19 protein-coding genes are annotated in these 20,661 nt (G+C 62.3%); 6 read left to right on the plus strand and 13 right to left on the minus strand.

The features are described from left to right. Positions 1-30: 30 nt before the first annotated feature. The 7 genes from ACX3P1_RS06840 to ACX3P1_RS06870 form a co-directional block, all read right to left on the minus strand. Positions 31-1,755: an ABC transporter substrate-binding protein gene (locus tag ACX3P1_RS06840; RefSeq protein WP_459078811.1), complete on the minus strand. Its 1,725-nt coding sequence runs from the start codon at positions 1,753-1,755 to the stop codon at positions 31-33. A gap of 75 nt (positions 1,756-1,830) precedes the next feature. Then, entirely contained in the window at positions 1,831-2,097 is a 267-nt protein-coding gene (locus tag ACX3P1_RS06845; RefSeq protein ID WP_459079021.1) for a DUF2160 domain-containing protein, read from the minus strand. Between the two features lie 22 nt (positions 2,098-2,119). Then, positions 2,120-3,034 (minus strand): carbohydrate ABC transporter permease, encoded by a 915-nt coding sequence (locus ACX3P1_RS06850; protein WP_459078812.1) that lies wholly within the window; start codon positions 3,032-3,034, stop codon positions 2,120-2,122. 1 nt (position 3,035) lies between these two features. Beyond that, positions 3,036-3,902 (minus strand): carbohydrate ABC transporter permease, encoded by an 867-nt coding sequence (locus ACX3P1_RS06855; RefSeq protein ID WP_459078813.1) that lies wholly within the window; start codon positions 3,900-3,902, stop codon positions 3,036-3,038. A gap of 1 nt (position 3,903) precedes the next feature. After that, complete coding sequence (locus ACX3P1_RS06860; protein ID WP_459078814.1) at positions 3,904-4,971, minus strand: ABC transporter ATP-binding protein; 1,068 nt, start codon at positions 4,969-4,971, stop codon at positions 3,904-3,906. A gap of 9 nt (positions 4,972-4,980) precedes the next feature. Then, the gene (locus tag ACX3P1_RS06865; RefSeq protein ID WP_459078815.1) at positions 4,981-6,060 is read right to left on the minus strand and encodes an ABC transporter ATP-binding protein; all 1,080 of its coding nucleotides are present in this window, start codon (positions 6,058-6,060) and stop codon (positions 4,981-4,983) included. Positions 6,061-6,405: 345 nt separating this feature from the next. Continuing rightward, a complete protein-coding gene (locus ACX3P1_RS06870; protein ID WP_459078816.1) occupies positions 6,406-7,239 on the minus strand; it encodes an HAD-IIB family hydrolase in 834 nt (277 codons plus the stop codon). Positions 7,240-7,532: 293 nt separating this feature from the next. Between ACX3P1_RS06870 and ACX3P1_RS06875 the strand changes: the two genes are divergently transcribed. Both ACX3P1_RS06875 and cydB read left to right on the plus strand, forming a co-directional pair. Beyond that, positions 7,533-8,942 carry a cytochrome ubiquinol oxidase subunit I gene (locus ACX3P1_RS06875; RefSeq protein ID WP_459078817.1) on the plus strand — a complete coding sequence of 470 codons (1,410 nt, stop codon included), beginning with the start codon at positions 7,533-7,535 and terminating at the stop codon, positions 8,940-8,942. Further along, positions 8,939-9,952, plus strand: a complete 1,014-nt coding sequence (gene cydB / locus ACX3P1_RS06880) for a cytochrome d ubiquinol oxidase subunit II (RefSeq protein ID WP_459078818.1) — start codon at positions 8,939-8,941, stop codon at positions 9,950-9,952. The genes ACX3P1_RS06875 and cydB overlap by 4 nt, the downstream gene beginning before the upstream one ends. A 33-nt stretch (positions 9,953-9,985) precedes the next feature. On the opposite strand, the gene ACX3P1_RS06885 is transcribed toward cydB, so the two are convergent. The 6 genes from ACX3P1_RS06885 to acnA all read right to left on the minus strand — a co-directional run bounded on the left by ACX3P1_RS06885 (position 9,986) and on the right by acnA (position 18,164). Beyond that, the gene (locus ACX3P1_RS06885) at positions 9,986-11,098 is read right to left on the minus strand and encodes an ABC transporter ATP-binding protein (protein ID WP_459078819.1); all 1,113 of its coding nucleotides are present in this window, start codon (positions 11,096-11,098) and stop codon (positions 9,986-9,988) included. A 4-nt stretch (positions 11,099-11,102) separates the two neighbouring features. Next, positions 11,103-12,047 carry a carbohydrate ABC transporter permease gene (locus ACX3P1_RS06890; RefSeq protein WP_459078820.1) on the minus strand — a complete coding sequence of 315 codons (945 nt, stop codon included), beginning with the start codon at positions 12,045-12,047 and terminating at the stop codon, positions 11,103-11,105. Next, complete coding sequence (locus ACX3P1_RS06895) at positions 12,044-13,003, minus strand: carbohydrate ABC transporter permease (RefSeq protein ID WP_459078821.1); 960 nt, start codon at positions 13,001-13,003, stop codon at positions 12,044-12,046. The genes ACX3P1_RS06890 and ACX3P1_RS06895 overlap by 4 nt, the downstream gene beginning before the upstream one ends. 123 nt (positions 13,004-13,126) lie before the next feature. Next, positions 13,127-14,380: an ABC transporter substrate-binding protein gene (locus tag ACX3P1_RS06900; protein WP_459078822.1), complete on the minus strand. Its 1,254-nt coding sequence runs from the start codon at positions 14,378-14,380 to the stop codon at positions 13,127-13,129. A 144-nt stretch (positions 14,381-14,524) separates the two neighbouring features. Further along, positions 14,525-15,304, minus strand: a complete 780-nt coding sequence (locus ACX3P1_RS06905) for a DUF1223 domain-containing protein (protein WP_459078823.1) — start codon at positions 15,302-15,304, stop codon at positions 14,525-14,527. Between the two features lie 169 nt (positions 15,305-15,473). After that, the gene (gene acnA, locus ACX3P1_RS06910; RefSeq protein WP_459078824.1) at positions 15,474-18,164 is read right to left on the minus strand and encodes an aconitate hydratase AcnA; all 2,691 of its coding nucleotides are present in this window, start codon (positions 18,162-18,164) and stop codon (positions 15,474-15,476) included. 281 nt (positions 18,165-18,445) lie between these two features. Between acnA and ccmA the strand changes: the two genes are divergently transcribed. From ccmA to ACX3P1_RS06930, 4 genes are all read left to right on the plus strand, one after another. Further along, positions 18,446-19,051: a heme ABC exporter ATP-binding protein CcmA gene (gene ccmA / locus ACX3P1_RS06915; protein WP_459078825.1), complete on the plus strand. Its 606-nt coding sequence runs from the start codon at positions 18,446-18,448 to the stop codon at positions 19,049-19,051. 33 nt (positions 19,052-19,084) lie between these two features. Continuing rightward, positions 19,085-19,750 (plus strand): heme exporter protein CcmB, encoded by a 666-nt coding sequence (ccmB, locus tag ACX3P1_RS06920; protein WP_459078826.1) that lies wholly within the window; start codon positions 19,085-19,087, stop codon positions 19,748-19,750. A gap of 120 nt (positions 19,751-19,870) precedes the next feature. Beyond that, on the plus strand, positions 19,871-20,044 hold the full coding sequence (ccmD, locus tag ACX3P1_RS06925) for a heme exporter protein CcmD (protein WP_459078827.1): 174 nt from the start codon (positions 19,871-19,873) through the stop codon (positions 20,042-20,044). 14 nt (positions 20,045-20,058) lie between these two features. After that, positions 20,059-20,640 (plus strand): DsbE family thiol:disulfide interchange protein, encoded by a 582-nt coding sequence (locus tag ACX3P1_RS06930; RefSeq protein ID WP_459078828.1) that lies wholly within the window; start codon positions 20,059-20,061, stop codon positions 20,638-20,640. Positions 20,641-20,661 lie beyond the last annotated feature (21 nt).

Consider the following 20,661-nt stretch of genomic DNA (forward strand, 5'->3'; position numbering starts at 1 on the left):
TTTCCTGTCGACGCAAAGTGTGCGGGCAGATTACTTCTGCCAGCTCTTCACCAGTTCGTCATAGTCGACGGTGATCGGCTTTTCCTTCTCGTTCTCGATCTTGAGCTGCGGCGCCAGATTGCCGTTCTTGACCGCGTCGGCATTCCAGTAGGCCAGATCGTGCTCTTCAGCCAGCTTCGGACCGATATCGCCCTGGACGCCCGACTTCTCGATGCGGGCCATGACCTTTTCCTGTTCGGCGCAGAGCGAGTCCATGGCTTCCTGCGCCGTCTTGGCGCCGGAAGAAGCATCGCCGACCGCCTGCCACCAAAGCTGGGCCAGCTTCGGATAGTCCGGGATGTTCGTTCCGGTCGGCGACCACTGCACGCGGGCCGGCGAACGGTAGAACTCGATGAGCCCGCCGAGCTTCGGCGCGCGTTCCGTGAAGCTCTCATGATCGATGCTGGATTGGCGGATGAGGGTCAGGCCGACATGGCTTTTCTTCACATCCACCGTCTTCGAGGTCACGAACTGCGCATAAAGCCATGCAGCCTTGGCGCGGTCGTCCGGCGTCGACTTCATCAACGTCCAGGAACCGACGTCCTGATAGCCCAGTTTCATGCCCTCCTTCCAGTAGACGCCATGCGGCGATGGCGCGAAACGCCACTTCGGAGTACCATCCTCATTCACCACCGGCAGGCCGGGCTTCACGAAATCAGCCGTAAAGGCGGTGTAGGTGAACATCTGCTGGGCGACTTCGCCCTGCGACGGCACCGGTCCCGATTCCGAGAAGTTCATGCCCTGCGCCGTCGGCGGTGCGTAGGCCTTCATCCAGTCGAGATATTTCTGGATCGAGTAGACGGCGGCCGGACCGTTGGTATCGCCGCCACGCGCCACGCAGGAGCCGACGGGCTGCGACTGGGCGTTGACCTTGATGCCCCATTCGTCGACCGGCAGGCCGTTGGGCAGGCCCTTGTCGCCATTGCCTGCCATCGACAGCCAGGCATCCGTGAAGCGCCAGCCCAGCGACGGGTCCTTCTTGCCGTAGTCCATGTGGCCATAGACTTTCTTGCCGTCTATCTCGCGGCCGGTGAAGAATTCGGCGATATCCTCATAGGCCGACCAGTTGACCGGCACGCCGAGATCGTAGCCGTACTTGGCCTTGAAGTCGGCCTTGTTCTTCTCGTCGTTGAACCAATCGTATCGGAACCAGTAGAGGTTCGCGAACTGCTGGTCGGGAAGCTGGTAGAGCTTCTTGTCCGGGGCGGTCGTGAACGAGGTTCCGATGAAGTCGGCCAGGTCGAGGCCGGGGTTGGTGACGTCCTTGCCTTCATTGGCCATGAAGTCGGTCAGGTTTCGCACCTGCTGATAGCGCCAATGCGTGCCGATCAGGTCGGAATCGTTGACCCAGCCGTCGTAAAGGTTCTGGCCGGTCTGCATCTGGGTCTGGATTTTCTCGACTACGTCGCCTTCCTGCAGAAGATCGTGCGTGACCTTGATGCCGGTGATGGCCGTGAAGGCCGGCGCCAGCACCTTCGATTCATATTCGTGCGTGGTCAGCGTTTCCGACACCACCTTGATGTCCATGCCCTGGAAAGGCTTGGCGGCGTCGATGAACCATTGCATTTCCTTTTCCTGCCCGGCGCGATCGAGCGTCGAAAGGTCGCCGATCTCCTTGTCGAGGAAAGTCTTTGCCTCATCCATGCCGGCATAGGCGTTGCCAGCGCACACCAACAGGATAAGCGCGGTTGTCGAGCTTAAGAATTGCCGTCGCATTATGTCCTCCACTGTTCAGTTTCGAGTGCGTTTCAGAGCGCCGGCGCGGTGCCGCCGCTCCAACGAGTTTCCCCTCTATACGTAGCGGAATACCCCGATGGCATAGACTACGGAGAGAGCGAGAGCCCACCACAGGTTCGGTCCGACCAGACCGAGCCAAGCGAGATGGATGAAGGCGCTGCCAAGCAGCGAAACGAAAAGGCGGTCGCCGCGCGTCGTCTCGAAGCGCAGGATGCCGACACGCGGATTGCCGCCGGGCGAGGCGTATTCCCACGCGCCCATGCCAGCCAAAAGCAGCGCGATGACGATGAAGAAGGCCGTCGTCGGCCACGTCCATGCCATCCAGGAGAGGTCAAAATTCACCTCATACCCTCCCCAGGGCGAAGCCCTTGGCGATGTAGTTGCGCACGAACCAGATGACGAGCGCGCCGGGGATCAGCGTCAAGACGCCGGCGGCGGCAAGCAGGCCCCAATCCATGCCGGATGCCGACACGGTGCGCGTCATAATGGCGGCGATCGGCTTGGCGTCGGTCGTCGTCAGCGTGCGGGCGATCAAAAGCTCCACCCAGGAGAACATGAAGCAGAAGAAGCAGGCGACGCCGATGCCGCTCGCGATCAGCGGTATGAAGATCTTCACGAAGAAACGCGGGAAGGAGTAGCCGTCGATATAGGCGGTTTCGTCGATCTCCTTCGGCACGCCGGACATGAAGCCTTCGAGAATCCACACCGCCAGCGGCACGTTGAACAGGCAGTGCGCCAGCGCCACCGCAATATGCGTATCGATGAGGCCGAAGGCGGAATAGAGCTGGAAGAACGGCAGCGCGAACACCGCCGGCGGCGCCATCCGGTTGGTCAGGAGCCAGAAGAACAGGTGCTTGTCGCCAAGGAAGCGGTAGCGCGAAAAGGCGTAGGCCGCCGGCAGAGCGACAGCGACCGAGATCACCATGTTCATGACCACGTAGATGATCGAATTGATGTAGCCGGAATACCACGACCGGTCGGTGAAGATGATCTTGTAGTGGCGCAGCGTCGGTTCGTGCGGGTAGAGCGTCAGCGAATTGACGATCTCGCTGTTGGTCTTGAAGCTCATATTGACGAGCCAGTAGATCGGCACCAGCAGGAAGACGATGTAGAGCGTGGGGATGACCCACCACCAGCGCGATTCCTCGCCGCGCCGGTGCATGCGGCGCGCCAGCGCATCCCGCGAAAGCTCGCTCGGCAAGACAGCGGCCTGGCCGGGCGCGACTGCCTGTTCGGTTCGTTCGTTGCCGCCGCCCATCTCAGCGCTCCGCGTCGTAGTTGGTCATGACGGTGTAGAACACCCACGACAGAAGCAGGATGATGAGGAAGTAGACCAGCGACATCGCCGCCGCTTCCCCCAGATTGAACTCGCCAAGCGCCATCTTGACCAGATCGATGGACAGGAAGGTCGTCGAATTGCCGGGGCCGCCGCCGGTGACGACGAACGGCTCGGTGTAAATCATGAAACTGTCCATGAAGCGCAGCAGCACGGCGATCAGCAGCACGCGGTTCATCTTCGGCAACTGGATGTAGCGGAACACCGCCCAGCGCGAGGCGCCGTCGATCTTGGCGGCCTGGTAGAAGGCGTCCGGAATGGAGACCAGTCCGGCGTAGCAGAGCAGCACCACAAGGCTGGTCCAGTGCCACACGTCCATGATGATGACCGTCACCCAGGCGTCGAACGGGTCCTGCACGTAATTGTAGTCGATGCCGATCGCGTTGATTGTATAGCCGAACAGGCCGATGTCGTTGCGCCCGAACACCTGCCAGATGGTGCCGACGACGTTCCACGGAACCAGAAGCGGCAGCGCCATGGCGACCAGGCATACCGGCACGCCCCAGCCCTTTTTCGGCATGTTGAGCGCCACGAAGATGCCAAGCGGCACCTCGATGGCCAGGATGATGAAGGAAAAGATCAGATTGCGCACCATCGCCTGCCAGAAGCGGTCGGAGCCAAGCAATTCCTGAAACCATTCGAGGCCGGCCCAGAAAAACTGGTTGCGGCCGAACGTGTCCTGCACCGAATAATTGACCACCGTCATCAGTGGGATCACGGCGGTGAAAGCGACCAGCACCAGCACCGGCAGTACCAGGAACCAGGCCTTGTTGTTCAAGGTCTTATCCATGTCAGGCTCCCATCTCGACGCGCCAGGAGTCGGCATAGATGTTGATGCCGGCAGGATCGAAGCGCACCTTCGGATCGGCCGGAATGTCTGTGTCCTCACTGACGATCGCCGCTATTTCACGGCCTTCCAGATTGGCCCGCACCACCTTGTGGCGACCGACATCCTCGACCTTGGCGATGCTGACCGCCATGCCCTCTTTGCCCAGCCTTACATATTCGGGACGCACGCCAAGCTCTATCGTACCGGCCGCCGCCTTCGGCGCGCCAGGCAGTGCAATGCGTTGCGAACCGAGATGCGCCGTCTTGCCGTCAACCGTGACGGGCATGACGTTCATGCCCGGCGAGCCGATGAAATAGCCGACGAAGGTATGTTTCGGCCTCTCGAACAGTTCCGCCGGCGTGCCGATCTGGACGATGCCGCCGTCATACATCACCACCACCTGATCGGCGAAGGTCAACGCCTCCGTCTGGTCGTGCGTGACATAGACCATGGTGTAGCCGAAGCGGCGGTGAAGCTGCTTCAGTTGCGAGCGCAGCACCCATTTCATATGCGGATCGATGACGGTCAGCGGCTCGTCGAACAGGATGGCGTTGACATCCGAGCGGACCAGCCCGCGGCCAAGCGAAATCTTTTGCTTCTGGTCTGCCGTCAGGCCGCGCGCCTTTCGCTTCGCCCAGTCGGCAAGGTCGATCATGTCGAGTGTCTCGCGCACCTTGCGGTCGACGTCGGCTTCCGGCACGCCGCGGTTGCGCAGCGGGAAGGCCAGATTGTCGTAGACGGTCATGGTGTCGTAGACGACGGGGAACTGGAACACCTGGGCGATGTTGCGTTCCTGCGTCGACAGATTGGTCACGTCCCTGCCGTCGAACAGCAACTGGCCATGCGAGGGGCGAAGCAAGCCTGAAATGATGTTGAGCAGGGTGGTCTTGCCGCAGCCGGAAGGGCCAAGCAGCGCATAGGCGCCGCCATTCTCGAACGTGTGATGGACCTCGCGCAGCGCAAAGTCGGCGTCCTTTTGCGGATTGGCCAGGTAGGAATGGCGGATATGGTTGACGTCGATGCGTGCCATGTCTCTCCCTCAGGCCGCAAGTTTCTGTGCCGCAACGGCTTGGCCGGCGGCATCGAAGACCATGATGTGGCGCGGATCGATGAACACCTCCACCATTTCGTCCGGCATGAAAGTGTGGATGCCGTGCGCCAGCATGACCCAGCGCACATCGGCGAAATCGAGATGGACGAAACTTTCAGAACCGGTGATTTCGGTGATCGAAACCTTGGCGCGAACCGGTACGGCGTTGGCGCTCGGCCGTTCCAGCGAAAGGTGATGCGGCTGGAAGCCGATCGTGTAGCTGGCGTCGGCGATGCCGGTTAAGCCGGCCGGCACCGGCAGGTTGACGCCGCCGTCGAGCAGGAAGTGATCGCCCTTCTTGGCCAGAACGATGGTGTTGAGCGGCGGGTCCGAAAACGTCCTTGCCGTTACCAGGTCGACGGGCTTGCGGAAGACCTCGACGGTCGGGCCGAACTGGGTGATGCGGCCTTGGCTGAGCGTCGCGGTATTGCCGCCGAGCAGCAGCGCCTCGTGCGGCTCTGTCGTCGCATAGACGAAGATGGTGCCGGACGCGGCGAAAATCTTGGGCAGTTCCTCGCGCAGTTCCTCGCGCAGCTTGTAGTCCAGATTGGCCAGCGGTTCGTCCAGCAGCACGAGGCTGGCTTTTTTGACGATGGCGCGCGCCAGTGCCGTGCGCTGCTGCTGCCCGCCCGACAAATTGAGCGGCAAGCGATCGAGATAGGGCGTCAGCTTCAGCAAGGCTGCGGCAGTGCGCACCTCTTTTTCTATCGTCGCCTTGTCCGCGCCCGCCACGCGCAGCGGCGAGGCGATGTTTTCATAAACGGTCATTGCCGGGTAGTTGATGAATTGCTGGTAGACCATGGCGATTTTGCGCTTCTGCACGGCCATGCCGGTGACATCGCGGCCATCGAACCAGACCGAGCCGGAACTCGGCGCGTCGAGACCGGCCATCAGGCGCATCAGGCTGGTCTTGCCCGAAAGCGTCGGCCCAAGCAGGACATTGAGCGAACTGTGCTGCAAGGTCAGCGACACGTTGCGGATATGCTCCGCCGCGCCCACCACCTTCGTCACGTTTCTCAATTCCAGCATAAGGCCTCCTCCCAGGCTATCTGCTCCGCGGCGTCGTCGACGCCCTCGCACCATTTGCCTTTCGCCGCTGGACCAGTTCCGCCAAACGGTCAGCATACTCGCGTACCGTCGGCGTGAACACGGGCCAAAACAGACTGGCAGATAGGCTGGTAGCGCTCCCCCGAATTTCGTATTCCATCGCAATTGTCGATAGCGAAGTTCGTTTTGATTATTTCGAAATTGTAACGAGTGTCAAACGAAATTACCAAAGCACCGAACAAGAATGCCCGGCGCACGGCCTGGCGCGCCGGCAAACCGGGCAGGGAAGGGGATTTTCCGGATGGTTCCGGTCGGGCTCGAAGCCTGTCAGGCCCCTGCGAGGTCGGTCGGCAAGGACCCGGCCGCAGTTCGATGCGCGAGGATCATGTCGACGATCTCGACAAAGCCGGCGCCGCCCCGCTTGCCGGCGACGAAAGCCGGTTCGGCCTCGATGCGGCCGGAAAAATCGCGGACATTGGCGACCCCGCAGGAGTTCGGGAAAAAGCCGAACATGGGCGCGTCGTTGGGGCTGTCGCCGACAAAGACAAAGACGTCCTTCGCTGCATCCAGATCGACGCCCAGCCGCTCCGTGGCAAAGCGGCGCGTCATCGACAACTTGTCGTAGTGGCCGAACCAGCCATTGACATGAATGGACGATATTTTCGCGACCGCGCCCTCTTCCTCGAAAATGCGCTTGATGCGCTGAACGGCGCTTGCCGACAGTTCGGGAACGTCCTCGCGAAAGTCGATCGCCAGGTCGGCCTCGCGGTAGGCCTGGTCGGCGGACACGGCGGTGCCCGGCACCTCTCTCAGGATGCGCGCTTCGATGGCGGCAAGCTTGCGCCGGTTGTCGGCGCGCTCGGCATCGCCGGCGGCAAAGACGCGGACCATCTTTCGCGTCACCTCGTCATAGGCGAAATAAAACGCGCCGTTTTCGCCGACCACGCCGCTTACCGGCCAGAAGCGGGCGATCATGTCGCACCAGCCGGCCGGTCGACCGGTGATCGGCGCAACCGCGAGGCCCGCTTCATGCAGGCGCTCCAGTGCCCGATAGGCATCGCCGGTCAGGCGTCCGTCGGTCGTGATCGTATCGTCGATATCGCAGAACACGCCGCGAATGCGCCGTGCCGCATCGGCGGGAAAATTGGCCAGCGCCCGCATTCACACCGTCCCGCCGCGCGCCAGTTCGGCTGGGACCGCCGGACAACCGGAAAGAGCTTTCGTCATGGCGTGATATTGTCCGCTGAAGATGTGGGTGTGTGGAACAGACGTCATCTGAAGTTGTTCTTTGTCAACAACGTTGTTTTCGAACGCGCATAGCCTTGCGCTGCGGCAGACGGTCCCATGCACGCAATGGTGCATTGCTTCGGCAGTGACGGGATGCCCTGCTTGTGACACACTGTCGACGCGCGGCACTACCGTCGAGCGTCGCGTTCGGGAACAGGATAACCGCGATGGAACTCGATCCACTTTTCCTTTCCCGGCTGCAATTTGCCTGGCTGATCGGCTGGCACATATTGATGCCGGCGCTGACTGTCGGCCTGGCCTCCTTCATCGCGCTGCTGGAGGGCATGCATTTCTTCACCGGCAAGGACATCTATTTCCGGATTTCTACATTCTGGATCAAGGTTTTCTCGGTCGCCTTCGGCATCGGCGTCGTCTCCGGCATCATCATGCCCTTCCAGTTCGGCACCAACTGGAGCCGGTATTCCGACGTGACCGCCAACGTGCTGGCGCCCCTGTTCGCCTATGAGGGGCTGACCGCGTTTTTCCTGGAAGCGGCGTTCCTCGGCGTGCTGTTGTTCGGGCGCAAGCTGGTGCCGGCCTGGGCGCATTTCTTCGCAGCCCTGATGGTGGCGTTCGGCACGCTGTTGTCCTCGTTCTGGATTCTCGCCGCCAATAGCTGGATGCAGACGCCGGCCGGCTACAAGATCGTCGACGGCCGCTTCTTTCCGACCGACTGGTTTGCAATCGTCTTCAACCCGTCCTTCCCCTACCGTTTCGCCCATACGGTCGTCGGCTTCTACATCACCACCGGTTTTGTCGTGATCGCGGTCGGGGCCTATCTGCTGCGCAGGCAAAAAGCCGTCGCAGAAGCCCGCACGATGCTATCGGTCACACTGTGGTTGCTGACGATCCTGGTGCCGATGCAGATTTTCATCGGCGACCAGCATGGCCTCAATACGCTCGAGCACCAGCCGGCCAAGGTCGCCGCCATGGAAGCGCTTTGGGAAACCCAGAGCGGGATGCCGCTCGTGCTTTTCACCATTCCCAGCGATACGGCGGAAGCCAACCGCTTCACCGTCGAGATTCCCAAGCTCGGCAGCCTGATCCTGACACACAGCCTGGACGGCACGGTCCGGGGCCTCAAGGATTTTCCAGCCGACCAGCGGCCGCCGGTCGCGCTGCCGTTTTTTGCCTTTCGCGCCATGGTCGGCATCGGCCTTTTGATGCTGGCGCTGGTGGTTTCCAGTTGGTGGCTGCGCTGGCGGGGGCGGTTGTTCGAAAGTCCGAACTTCCTCCGCGCCTGCCTGTTCATGGGGCCGATGGGCTTCATCGCCGTCCTTGCCGGATGGACGACCACCGAGGTTGGGCGCCAGCCCTGGGTCGTCTATGGGCTGATGCGGACCGCCGACGCCGTCTCGCCTTCGTTGACGGGGTGGAACGTCCTCACCTCGCTGCTTTTCTACATGGCTGTCTATCTCATCATTTTCCCGGCAGGCGCATTCATCATGCTCCGTATCATCCGCAAGGGACCGCACGATGCCTCGCCCGATGACGCAGACGACGACGAGCCGCTGATCGAGGGTGGCCGACCAAGCCAGCCGATCACGGTCGAACTGCACTCGAAGGGAGAAGCATGATGGACACCATGCTGAGCTTTGTCCCGATCTGGGCGATGATCCTTGCCGCCGGCATCTTCTTCTACGTGCTGCTCGACGGCTTTGATCTGGGCGTCGGAATTCTCTACGGGTTCGAACCCGATCTGCAGTCCCGCAACCTGGTCATGAATTCGATCGCGCCGATCTGGGACGGCAACGAAACATGGCTGGTGCTTGGCGGCCTGGCGCTGCTGGCGGCTTTCCCGCTTGCCTTTGCGATCATCGTTCCCGCTCTTTATTTCCCGATTCTGGTCATGCTTTTGGCCCTGGTTTTCCGGGGCGTGGCCTTCGAGTTCAGGTTCCGCGACGTCGAGCACAAGACGTTCTGGGATCATGGCTTCTGCTATGGATCGGCTGTCGCTGCCTTCGCGCAGGGCGTGATGCTCGGCTCCTATATTCAGGGCTTCAAGATCGAGGGGCGCGAGTTCGTCGGCAGTTCGCTCGATTTCTTCACGCCGTTCGCGCTGCTGACGGGCGTAGCACTTGTCTTCGGCTATGCGCTTCTGGGCGCGGGCTGGCTCGTCCTCAAGACGGAAGGCGATATCCAAAAACGCGCCCGCAAGCATGGCCGCTTCAGCCTGCTTGGCGTTCTGGCCGGTGTCGGCATCGTCAGCCTGTGGACGCCGCTGGTCAGCGCCGAGATTGCCGAGCGCTGGTTCTCCTGGCCGAATGTCCTGATCCTGGCGCCGATCCCGCTCCTTACCCTGCTGACGGCTTTCCTGACGTGGCGGTCGCTTTGGGGCAACTCGCATGCCGGGCCGTTCATCGGCGCGGTCATTCTATTTACGCTGTCTTATCTGGGCATCGCGGTCAGCCTGTGGCCGTTCATCGTCCCGCACACCTTCACGCTGTGGGAAGCGGCGTCGTCGCCTTCGACGCAGGCCTTCCTGCTGGTCGGCACGCTCTTCCTGCTTCCGATCATCCTCGTCTATTCCGGCTGGTCGTACTGGGTGTTCCGAGGCAAGGTACGCCACGACATCGGCTATCACTGACGGCCGGCGGCTCTTGCGGAAGACTGCGATGCGTCAGGCGATGCGCCGCTGCGTCGCCGGATCGAAGAACACCGCCTTCGACAGGTTGAAGGCCAGCGGCGCGTCGGCACCGGAGCGGATGTTGGCGTCGGCGCGAAGCCTGGCGACCACGGCCTTGCCGCCCAGATTGGTGATGGCGAAGGTGTCGGAACCGGCGGGCTCGATCACTTCGATATGGCAATCGGCGGTGGCGATGGTCGAGGCGTTGCGCTCGGCCCCATCCGGGTCGGTCAGCGCCTCGGGCCTGATCCCGAAAATGATCGGCTTGCCCTGAAAGGCGGAAAGGCCGGCCGGCGCCTTCGCCAGGGGCAGCAGGATCGGCGCGCCCTCTCTTTCGAGCACGACGTTCAGGGCGTTGTCCTTCGTCTCGATCGTTGCCGGAATGAGGTTCATGGCCGGCGATCCCATGAAGTCGGCGACGAAAAGGTTGAACGGGTTGTTGTAGATTTCCGCCGGCGTGCCGACCTGCTGCACCTCGCCCTCGCGCATCACCGCGATCTTGGTGGCAAGCGTCATCGCCTCGATCTGGTCGTGCGTGACGTAGACGATAGTCTTGCCGGTGTTGGCATGCAGGCGCTTGATCTCGACGCGCATGTCGACGCGCAGCTTGGCGTCGAGATTCGATAGCGGTTCATCGAACAGGAACAGTTTCGGGTCGCGCACCAGCGCCCGGCCCATGGCGACGCGCTGGCGCTGGCCGCCGGATAGCTGGCTCGGCTTGCGCTTCAGGAGGTGCTCGATCTGCAGCACCTTGGCGACCTTGTCGATGGCCGCCTGCCGCTCGGCCGCCGGTACGCCGCGCATTTCCATGCCGAAGGAGATGTTCCCGGCGACGGTCATGTTGGGGTAGAGCGCGTAGCTCTGGAACACCATGGCAATGTCGCGCTTCGATGGATGCAGATCGTTGATCGCGCGCCCGTCGACGCGGATTTCGCCCTGGGTGATCGGCTCCAGCCCGGCAATGGTGTTGAGCAAAGTGGACTTGCCGCAGCCGGAAGGGCCGACCAGCACCAGGAAGCCGCCCTCGTCGAGGTCGAGGTCGATCCCCTTGAGAATGTCGACCGTGCCGAACCGTTTTTTCAACCCATCGATTTCTAGAAATGCCATTGCATCATCCTTTGACGGCGCCCGCCATCAGGCCGCGCACGAAATAGCGGCCGGCGACGACATAGACGAGGAGCGTCGGCAGGGCCGCGATCATCGCCGCCGCCATGTTGACGTTGTATTCGACCACGCCGGTCGAGGTGTTGACGACATTGTTGAGAGCCACCGTCATCGGCATCGCGTCTCCCGTGCCGGCATAGGCCGAGGCGAACAGGAAGTCGTTCCAGATGTTGGTGAACTGGAAGATGACGGTGACGACGAAGATCGGCAGCGAGTTCGGCAGCATGATGCGCCGGAAGATCTGGAAGAAGCCGGCGCCGTCGACTTGTGCTGCCCTTACCAGTTCGGTCGGAAATGCCTCGTAGTAATTGCGGAAGAACAAGGTGGTAAAGCCGAGGCCGTAGACGACGTGGACGAACACCAAGTTTACCGTCGGATTGCCGAGGCCGAAGCGGAAACCGGTGAGGTTGTCCAGGGTCGCGCCGAAGCGGCCCAACGTGCCGAGGATCGTCGCCATCGGCAGCAATACTGACTGGAACGGAATGAAGCAGGCGAACAGCATCAGCCCGAACACCAGCGTCGCGCCGCGGAACCGCCATTTGGTCAGCACATAGCCGTTCAACGCGCCGAGAAACGTCGAAATCAGCACGGCTGGAACCACCATCTTGATGGAGTTCCAGAAATAGCCCTTGATGCCGGCGCAGGTCAGGCCGACGCAGGTTCCGCCCCAGGCCTTCACCCATGGCGCGATGGTGGGTTCCCTGGGCAGCGCCAGCATGGTGCCGTTCTGGATCTCGTCCATGGTCTTGAACGAGGTCACCAGCATGACGAACAGCGGCATCAGATAGAAGACGGCGAAGATCGCCAGCAAGCCGTAGATGACGATCCGGTTTAGCGTCCTTGTGCTGATGCCCAAGGGTTTTGGCCGGTCGGTGGCGGCAGCGGCGCTCATCGCGGCTTCTCCCGCAGTTCCGAGTAGAGATAGGGTACGATGATCGCCACGATGGCCATCAGCATGATGATGGCGCTGGCCGAACCCACGGCCATTTGGTTTCGCTTGAACGTATATTCGTACATGAAGTTCGACGGCAGCCAGGCGGAGCCGCCGGGACCGCCGCTGGTCAGCGCGACGACCAGGTCGTAGGATTTGATGGCCAGGTGCGCCAGCACGATGAAGGCGGACAGGAATACCGGCCGAAGCATCGGGATGACGATGCGGCGATAAAGCTGGAAGGTGGTCGCGCCGTCGATCTGCGCCGCCTTCAGGATCTCGCCGTCGATGCCGCGCAGGCCGGCCAGAAACATCGCCATGATGAAGCCGGAAGCCTGCCAGACGCCGGCGATCACCACGGTGTAGATGACGAAATCCTTGTTCTTGATCCAGTCGAAATGGAAGCTCGTCCAGCCCCACGCATGCAGCGTCTGCTCAAGGCCGAGGCCGGGATCGAGGAACCATTTCCAGGCCACGCCGGTGACGATGAAGGACAGCGCCATCGGATAGAGATAGATGGGGCGCAGCACGCCTTCGCCGCGAATTTTCTGGTCGAGAAGGATGGCCAGGCAAAGGCCGATCGCCAGGCAGATGCTGATGTAGAGAAAGCCGAATATGCCCATATTGGTGATGGATGTGTACCAGCCCGACGGCGGGTCGTTCTCGAAGGTCCAGCGCCACAGCTTTTGATAGGCGCCCGCGCCGGTAAGCTCGTAGGACGGGAAGGTCTTGGAGTTGGTGAAGGACAGATAGACCGTCCACAGGATGAAGCCGTAGACGAAGATGACCGTGATCGCGAAGCTTGGTGCCAGCACGATCTTGGGCAGGGCATCCTGCAGCCGCGACCGCACCGCGCGCCGCGGTCCCGAACCCCTTTTTGGCGTCAGGTTAACGGCGGTTTCGGCAACCGTGCTCATTGTTCCCCTCCCGTAACCGTAGCGCACCCCACGCCGTCAGACGCCAGGCAGATGGGCAGGCAGCCCATCGTTGACGGAAGCCTCCCCGCTCGCGCGGGAAGGCTCTTTCGCTTGTTCAGGCGCCTACCTGGCGTCGTCGATCGCCTGGACGAGCTGGGTTACGGCTTCGTCGGAGGTCTTGATCTGGCCGTGGACGAATTTCGACACCACGTCCTTGTAGGCGTTGGCGACGGCCGGCGGTGCGCCATAGCCCTGCGCCAGCGAGCCGAACAGCGTGCCGCCGTCATTGGCCGCCTTCAAATCGGCGATGCCCTTCTTGCCGCAGGCGTCGAAGTCGGTATCGGGCACGTCGGTGCGGGCTGGAACCGAGCCCTTGACCACGTTGAACGCCGACTGGAAGCTCTTCGACAGAGTTGCCGTGGCCAATGCGACCTGGGCGGCCTTGCGGTCGTCGGGAACATTGAACATGCCGAACATGTCGGAGTTATAGACCACGCTGCCATCCGTGCCGGGGAAGCGATAGCACAGGAAGTCGTCGCCCGCCTTCTTCTTGGCGGCGGTGAACTCGCCCTTTGCCCAATCGCCCATCACCTGCACCAGCGCGTCGCCCTTGATGACCATGGCGGTCGCAAGGTTCCAGTCGCGGCCCGCGAAATTGGCGTCGACATAGGGGATCAGCTTGGCGAGATTGTCGAACGACTTCTTCATCGTGTCGGATTTGAGCGCCTCCTCGTCGAGGTCGTTGAACGCCTTCTTGTAGAACTCCGGGCCGCCGGTGGAAAGTACGACGTCGTCGAACAGAATGGCTTCCTGCCAGTCCTGGCCGCCAAGCGCCAGCGGGGTGACGCCGGCTGCTTTCGCCTTGTCGAGCAGCGCCAGGAATTCATCGAAGTTCTTCGGCTCGGTGCCGCCGATCTTTTCCATCACCGCCTTGTTGACCCACAGCCAGTTGACCGAGTGGACGTTTACCGGCACGGCGACCCATTTTCCTTCATAGACGGAAAACTTCTGCAGAGCGGCGGGAACGACCTTGTCCCAGCCTTCCTTCGTCGCCGTCTCCGTCAGGTCGCCCATGACGCCGGCGGCGGCATAGTCGAGCACGGTGTAGCCGAGCATCTGCGAGGCGGTCGGATAATTGCCGGCCGCGACCATCGCCTTCAGCGCGGTCATGGCAGCGTCGCCGCCGCCGCCCGCCACCGGCACGTCCTTCCAGGCATAGCCTTCCTTGGACAGATCCTGCTTGAGCACGTTCAGCGCGGCCGCTTCGCCGCCGGACGTCCACCAGTGCAGCATCTGGACTTCCTTGACGTCTTCGGCGTGGGCCGCGAACGCAAAGGCTGACGCCAGAGCCGTTCCGATAAGAAGTTTGCGCAACATATTCCTACTTCCTCCCTTGGGTAACTGGCCGGCCTATACCGGAACTTGCCAACCATGGGCGAAGCATAAGGCGTGTCGTTGGCGAAGCGCAACGCCTTTTCAATCGATTCAAAGATCAAGGTCGCCGCCTCGCCTGCGCTGAAGCTATTTCGGGGAAGGGTTGTGGATCATGGCCGCGCCGAGAATGGGACCCGGCAGGCCGTCCTTGCCGACGGCCTGCAAAAGTGCTGCGCAGCCGCCCTTTTTGGCGATCTCGCTCATCGGCAATTCGTAGCGCTGCGCCTTGCCGTGCCACATGCCGGCGGTCTGGATTTCCGAAACCGCGTTCCAGTATGTTTCCTTGCGGCCGTTATTTTCGCCATTGCCGATGCTGATGATCTGAGGCGCGTCGAAAAAGACGAGGATGAGGTGGGCGTTGGGTGGCACGGCCGGATTGGCGCCCGCATCGCCGGCATCGATGATGACGCCATCGTCGGTGCGGCTGACCTTGAGCGAAACGCTCATGCCCTGGCCCGCCTTTTTCATGCCGGCCAGCGTGTCGTTCACAGCATGGCGGTTGGCGCCGTTGACATGGGTGCGGCCGTTGATGACGGCCTGCGGCGTATAGACGGACCGGCTGCCGAAGGCGCGCATATAGGCATATTGCCGTTCGGTGTTCTTCTTGCTGCTCAGCGTGTCCTTCCAGCCGAGATAGTCCCAGTAGTCGACATGGTAGGCGAGCGCCACGATGTCCGGCCGGGCCGCCAAATCGGCGAAAATCTCGTCGGCGGGCGGGCAGGAACTGCAACCCTGGCTGGTAAACAGTTCCACCACACCCAAGGGGGTGCCTTCGGTCTGCGTCTCGTCGGCAAGGGCGGTGTCGGCCAATGCCGTCAACGCCAGCGCCGCTACTGCCGCCAGCCGCAGAAAATTTGGAAATGCCATGGCCGTTCCGCGATTGCGCCGGTGATGCCGGCTCTTCTTGTTATCTCTAAAATATGTGGCAGAAGCGGCCCTCAACGGGAAGTCACGTTGCGGTGAAATTTTTCGCCGCCACAAACAAAACCGCCGGAGCTTTCGCTCCGGCGGTTGGCATTCGCGGATGAAAGGGCGGTTACGCCGCCAGATCGCGCAGCACATATTGCAGGATGCCGCCGTTCTTGAAGTAGTCGAGTTCGTCCAGCGTATCGATGCGGCACAGGATCGGCACGTTCTTCACCGTACCGTCGCCATAGGTCACCTTGGCGATCATCTTCTGGCGCGGCTTGATCGAGGAAAGCCCGTCGATCTCGACCAGTTCGTCGCCCTTGAGGTTGAGCGAGGCCCAGGAAGTGCCTTCCTCGAAAGTATAGGGAACGACGCCCATGCCGACCAGGTTCGAGCGGTGGATACGCTCGAACGACTGGGCGATGACCGCGCGCACGCCGAGCAGATTGGTGCCCTTGGCCGCCCAGTCGCGCGACGAACCGTTGCCATATTCGACGCCGGCAAAGACGACCAGCGGCACGCCTTCCTGCTTGTACTGCATGGCCGCGTCGTAGATCGATTCCTCTTCCTTGGACGGATAGTGGATCGTGTAGCCGCCCTCGCGGCCGTTTTCGCCCAGCATGTGGTTGCGGATGCGGATATTGGCAAAGGTGCCGCGCATCATCACCTCATGGTTGCCGCGCCGCGTGCCGTACTGGTTGAAGTCGGTGACGGCGACGCCATTATCGGTGAGGTATTTTCCGGCGGGCGACGCCGCCTTGATCGAACCGGCCGGCGAGATGTGGTCGGTGGTGATCTTGTCGCCGAACAGGCCAAGCACGCGCGCGCCCTTGATGTCGGCGATCGAGCCGAAGCCGGCCGTCATGCCTTCGAAATAGGGCGGATTTTGCACATAGGTCGAATTGTCGTCCCAGGCGTAGGTCTGGCCCGCCGGCGCTTGCACCTTCTGCCAGTTCTCGTCGCCCTTGAAGACGTCGGCATATTTGCGGGCGAACAGTTCGCGCGTGACGTTCTTTTCGATGAACTCCTGGATTTCGGCGGAGCTTGGCCAGATGTCCTTCAGATAGACCGGCTTGCCGTCGCGATCCTCGCCCAGCGGCTCCTTGGTCAGGTCCTTCGTCACCGTGCCGGCCAGCGCATGCGCGACCACCAGCGGCGGCGAGGCGAGATAATTCGCCTGCGTGTCGGGCGAGACGCGGCCCTCGAAATTGCGGTTGCCGGACAACACCGCCGCGACGATCAAGCCCTTGTCGTTGATGGCCTTGGAGATCGCCGGCGGCAAGGGACCCGAGTTTCCGATGCAGGTGGTGCAGCCGAAGCCGACGAGGTTGAAGCCGATCTGGTCGAGTTCCTTCTGCAGGCCGGACTTTTCCAGATATTCGGCAACCACCTGGGAGCCGGGCGCCAGCGAGGTCTTCACCCACGGCTTCTGCTTGAGGCCGAGCCGGTTGGCGTTGCGGGCCAGCAGGCCTGCCCCGATCAAAACGCTCGGGTTGGACGTGTTGGTGCAAGACGTGATCGCGGCGATGACGACGTCGCCATGGCCGAGATCGTGGCTTGTGCCCTCGACGGGGTAGCGCTTGTGGATTTCGGCAGCCTTCTTGTATTCCGTTTCCATCGCCGTGGCGAAGCCGGCCGGAATGTCTTCCAGCGCCTGGCGGCCTTCCGGACGCTTGGGGCCGGCCATGGAAGGCACGACATCGCCGAGGTCGAGTTCGAGCATGTCGGTGAAGACCGGATCGGCCGAGGAATTGTCGCGCCACAGGCCTTGCGCCTTGGAATATTCCTCGACCAGCGCGATGCGGGCCTCGGTGCGGCCGGACATATGCAGATAACGCACCGTCTCGACGTCGACGGGGAAGAAGCCGCAGGTCGCGCCATATTCCGGCGCCATGTTGCCGATGGTGGCGCGGTCGGCCAGCGTCATCGAGGACAGGCCGGGGCCGAAGAACTCGACGAATTTGCCGACGACGCCCTTCTTGCGCAGCATCTGGGTCACGGTCAGCACCAGGTCGGTGGCGGTGACGCCTTCCTTGACCTTGCCGGTCAGGCGGAAGCCGATGACTTCAGGCAACAGCATGGAAACGGGCTGGCCGAGCATGGCCGCTTCCGCCTCGATGCCGCCGACGCCCCAGCCGAGAACGCCAAGGCCGTTGATCATGGTGGTGTGCGAATCGGTGCCGACGCAGGTGTCGGGATAGGCGGTCGTTTCGCCGTCTTCGGAATTGGTCCACACGACCTGGCCGAGATATTCGAGATTGACCTGATGGCAGATGCCGGTGCCGGGCGGCACCACGCGGAAGTTGCGGAACGCCTGCTGGCCCCATTTCAGGAACTTGTAGCGTTCTTCGTTGCGTTCATATTCCAGTTCGACGTTGCGCGCGAACGCCATCGGCGTGCCGAACTCGTCGACGATGACCGAGTGGTCGATGACCAGATCGACGGGCACCAGCGGGTTGATTTTCTGCGGATCGCCGCCCAGCGACACCATCGCGTCGCGCATAGCCGCCAGATCGACCACGGCCGGAACGCCGGTAAAGTCCTGCATCAAGACGCGGGCCGGGCGATAGGCGATCTCGACGCCGGCGGTGCCCTTGTCGGTCAGCCAGTCGGCCACTGCCTGGATCGACGCCTTGGTGACGGTGCGGCCGTCCTCGTTGCGCAGCAGGTTTTCCAGCAGCACCTTCATCGAATAGGGCAGTTGGGCGATGCCGGTAAGGCCGTTCTTTTCAGCTTCGATGAGGCTGAAATAGACATATTCCGCGTCCCCCGCGGTCAGGGTACGGCGACAATTGAAACTATCGAGAGATTTGGACATTGCGATCCCATTCTGGTCTGTTCAGCCGGAAGGGAAGGGACGCCGATGGCATGCAATCACGCGCAAGGGTGCGGGTACGGCCATTTCCGCTGTCCGCTCCCTGATGTCCGGTCGTTCAAGGCGACACGCACACTGGTCCGGTGCAAATTCTGTTCCCGCGCCGACCGCTGGCACGGATGGCTCGCATATAGAGTTTATTCTGGAATAGTTCTAGACACAGAATCGCCATTTTTACCGCGCCGCCCGCATATTGCGGCCGAACGTCAGGCCAAGGGGGAACGATGCGGCTCATCGCCGAGAATTTGAGCGGCGAACGCGGAGGCGAAACCGTGTTCTCCAATATCGGCTTTTCGTTGGAAAAGGGAAAAGCGCTTGTCGTTACCGGCCCGAACGGTTCGGGAAAATCGACGCTGCTTCGCATTATCGCGGGCCTTCTACCGGCGGCGAGCGGGCGCGTCGCTTTCGAAGACGGCGGCGAGGCGTTCCCGACGGTTGCCTCTGCCTGCCACTATCTCGGCCATCAGAACGCGATGAAGCCGACGCTCAGCGTCACGGAAAACCTGTGCTTCTGGCGCGATTTCTGCGGCGAGACGCAATTGAGCACCGAGGAAGCTCTGGAAGTCGTCGGCCTTGGCGGGATCGGCCACCTGCCCTTTGGCTATCTGTCGACCGGCCAGCGGCGCCGCGCCGCGATAGCCCGGCTGCTGGTTTCGCGCCGCCCGCTCTGGCTGCTGGACGAACCGACCGCGGGGCTGGACAACGCTTCGGCGCAACGCTTTTCCGGGCTGATGGCGACATACTGCCGCGACGGTGGCATTCTCGTCGCCGCCACGCATCTGCCGCTGGGCATCGAAGCACAGGAATTGCGGATGGACGGGGATGCCTGAGCCTCTTCGCGCCCCCCTCGGAGAAACTCGATAGTGTGGGCCCTCTACCTCCGCGACCTGAAACTTTCCGTGCGCGCCGGCGGCGGGGCGCTGACCGGCGTCATCTTCTTCCTGGCCGTCATCGTCACCATTCCCTTTGGCGTCGGGCCGGACCTGAACCTGCTGGCCCGCATCGGTCCGGCCATCGTGTGGATCGGGGCGCTGCTGGCATCGTTGCTTGGCCTTGATCGGCTGTTCCAGGCGGAGCGCGAGGACGGCTCGCTTGACCTCCTGGTGCTGGCGCGCGACCGCCATATGCTGGCGCTGACCGTGCTGGTCAAATGCCTCGCGCACTGGACGGCAAACGTGCTGCCGCTGGTGATCGCCGCGCCCGTTCTCGGCCTGTTCATGAACATGGAGCCGATCGGCATCGGGGCGGCTGCCCTGACGCTGCTCGTCGGCACGCCGGCGATCGCCTTTATCGGCGCTGTCGGCGCTGCGGTCGCGGTTGCGTTGCCGCGCGGTGGCCTGCTGATCTCCGTGCTGGTGCTGCCGCTGACCATTCCGGTGCTGATCTTCGGCGTCTCGGCAAGCTACGGCGCGGTGGCCGAGCCGGACCCGTTCCTGCCGCCCTTCCTCATTCTTGCCGCCTTGACGCTGTTCTTCGCGGTGATCGGCCCGCTCGCGGCGGCACTGGCGCTGCGGCAGGGCACGGACTGAGCCCACCTGCGGCACGGCGGCTGATTGCGCCGGCAACGGCCCGACGCTAAGGAAAGACATGGTCATTCGAAATCGCACGCTACGGATGAAGTCGAACATCGCTTGCCCAGGGCGGCCCGCATGAGCGCGCATGCCCTTTATGTGACGGCGGCCTATGGCATCACCGCCGTGGCTCTTATCGGACTGATTGGTTGGGTGTTGCTTGACCAGCGGGCACGCAAGCGCGAACTGGCGGAACTGGAAGCGGCCGGCATTCGCCGCCGCTCCGACAAGGCGAAGGCGGCCAAGCCGTGAGCGTTGAACCAGACATGAGCGTTGAACCAGACAGGGCAGCCAAGCCGAAGCGCCGCCTTTTCGTGGTTCTGCCGCTGCTGATCTTTCTCGGGCTGGCCGGCGTGTTCCTGTCGCAATTGATGTCGGGCCGCGACAGTGCGGACGTGCCCTCGGCGCTGATCGGGCTGACGGCGCCGGCAACGCATCTTCCCCCGCTTGAAGGCACCAACCTGCCAGGCCTCGATTCCAAGGAATTCGCCGGCAAGGTGACCGTGCTCAACGTGTTTGCTTCCTGGTGCGCGCCATGCCGCGAGGAGCATCCGGTCCTGCTCGCCTTATCGAGGGACAAAAGCTATGTGATGGCGGGGCTGAACTACAAGGACAAGCCGCAGAACGCGCTCCGTTTCCTCGGCGATCTCGGCAATCCGTATCAAGCGGTGGGCGTCGATGGAGCCGGCCGCACGGCGATCGACTGGGGCGTCTATGGCGTGCCGGAAACCTTCGTCATCGGCAAGGACGGCAAGATCGCCTACAAGCATGTCGGCCCGCTGACGCCCCAATCCGTGCAGGCGCTGCTGCTTCCCGAGATCGAAAAGGCGCGGGCCAAGCCGGATTAACTTGGGCCGGAATAGAGTCCG

It is taken from the genome of Mesorhizobium sp. A623 (assembly GCF_054489405.1).

Coding starts and splice junctions, on each gene's coding strand:
- ACX3P1_RS06840 (WP_459078811.1), bottom strand. CDS start 1,755: ATGCGACGGCAATTCTTAAGCTCGACAACCGCGCTTATCCTGTTGGTG.
- ACX3P1_RS06845 (WP_459079021.1), bottom strand. CDS start 2,097: ATGGCATGGACGTGGCCGACGACGGCCTTCTTCATCGTCATCGCGCTG.
- ACX3P1_RS06850 (WP_459078812.1), bottom strand. CDS start 3,034: ATGGGCGGCGGCAACGAACGAACCGAACAGGCAGTCGCGCCCGGCCAG.
- ACX3P1_RS06855 (WP_459078813.1), bottom strand. CDS start 3,902: ATGGATAAGACCTTGAACAACAAGGCCTGGTTCCTGGTACTGCCGGTG.
- ACX3P1_RS06860 (WP_459078814.1), bottom strand. CDS start 4,971: ATGGCACGCATCGACGTCAACCATATCCGCCATTCCTACCTGGCCAAT.
- ACX3P1_RS06865 (WP_459078815.1), bottom strand. CDS start 6,060: ATGCTGGAATTGAGAAACGTGACGAAGGTGGTGGGCGCGGCGGAGCAT.
- ACX3P1_RS06870 (WP_459078816.1), bottom strand. CDS start 7,239: ATGCGGGCGCTGGCCAATTTTCCCGCCGATGCGGCACGGCGCATTCGC.
- ACX3P1_RS06875 (WP_459078817.1), top strand. CDS start 7,533: ATGGAACTCGATCCACTTTTCCTTTCCCGGCTGCAATTTGCCTGGCTG.
- cydB (WP_459078818.1), top strand. CDS start 8,939: ATGATGGACACCATGCTGAGCTTTGTCCCGATCTGGGCGATGATCCTT.
- ACX3P1_RS06885 (WP_459078819.1), bottom strand. CDS start 11,098: ATGGCATTTCTAGAAATCGATGGGTTGAAAAAACGGTTCGGCACGGTC.
- ACX3P1_RS06890 (WP_459078820.1), bottom strand. CDS start 12,047: ATGAGCGCCGCTGCCGCCACCGACCGGCCAAAACCCTTGGGCATCAGC.
- ACX3P1_RS06895 (WP_459078821.1), bottom strand. CDS start 13,003: ATGAGCACGGTTGCCGAAACCGCCGTTAACCTGACGCCAAAAAGGGGT.
- ACX3P1_RS06900 (WP_459078822.1), bottom strand. CDS start 14,380: ATGTTGCGCAAACTTCTTATCGGAACGGCTCTGGCGTCAGCCTTTGCG.
- ACX3P1_RS06905 (WP_459078823.1), bottom strand. CDS start 15,304: ATGGCATTTCCAAATTTTCTGCGGCTGGCGGCAGTAGCGGCGCTGGCG.
- acnA (WP_459078824.1), bottom strand. CDS start 18,164: ATGTCCAAATCTCTCGATAGTTTCAATTGTCGCCGTACCCTGACCGCG.
- ccmA (WP_459078825.1), top strand. CDS start 18,446: ATGCGGCTCATCGCCGAGAATTTGAGCGGCGAACGCGGAGGCGAAACC.
- ccmD (WP_459078827.1), top strand. CDS start 19,871: ATGAGCGCGCATGCCCTTTATGTGACGGCGGCCTATGGCATCACCGCC.
- ACX3P1_RS06930 (WP_459078828.1), top strand. CDS start 20,059: ATGAGCGTTGAACCAGACAGGGCAGCCAAGCCGAAGCGCCGCCTTTTC.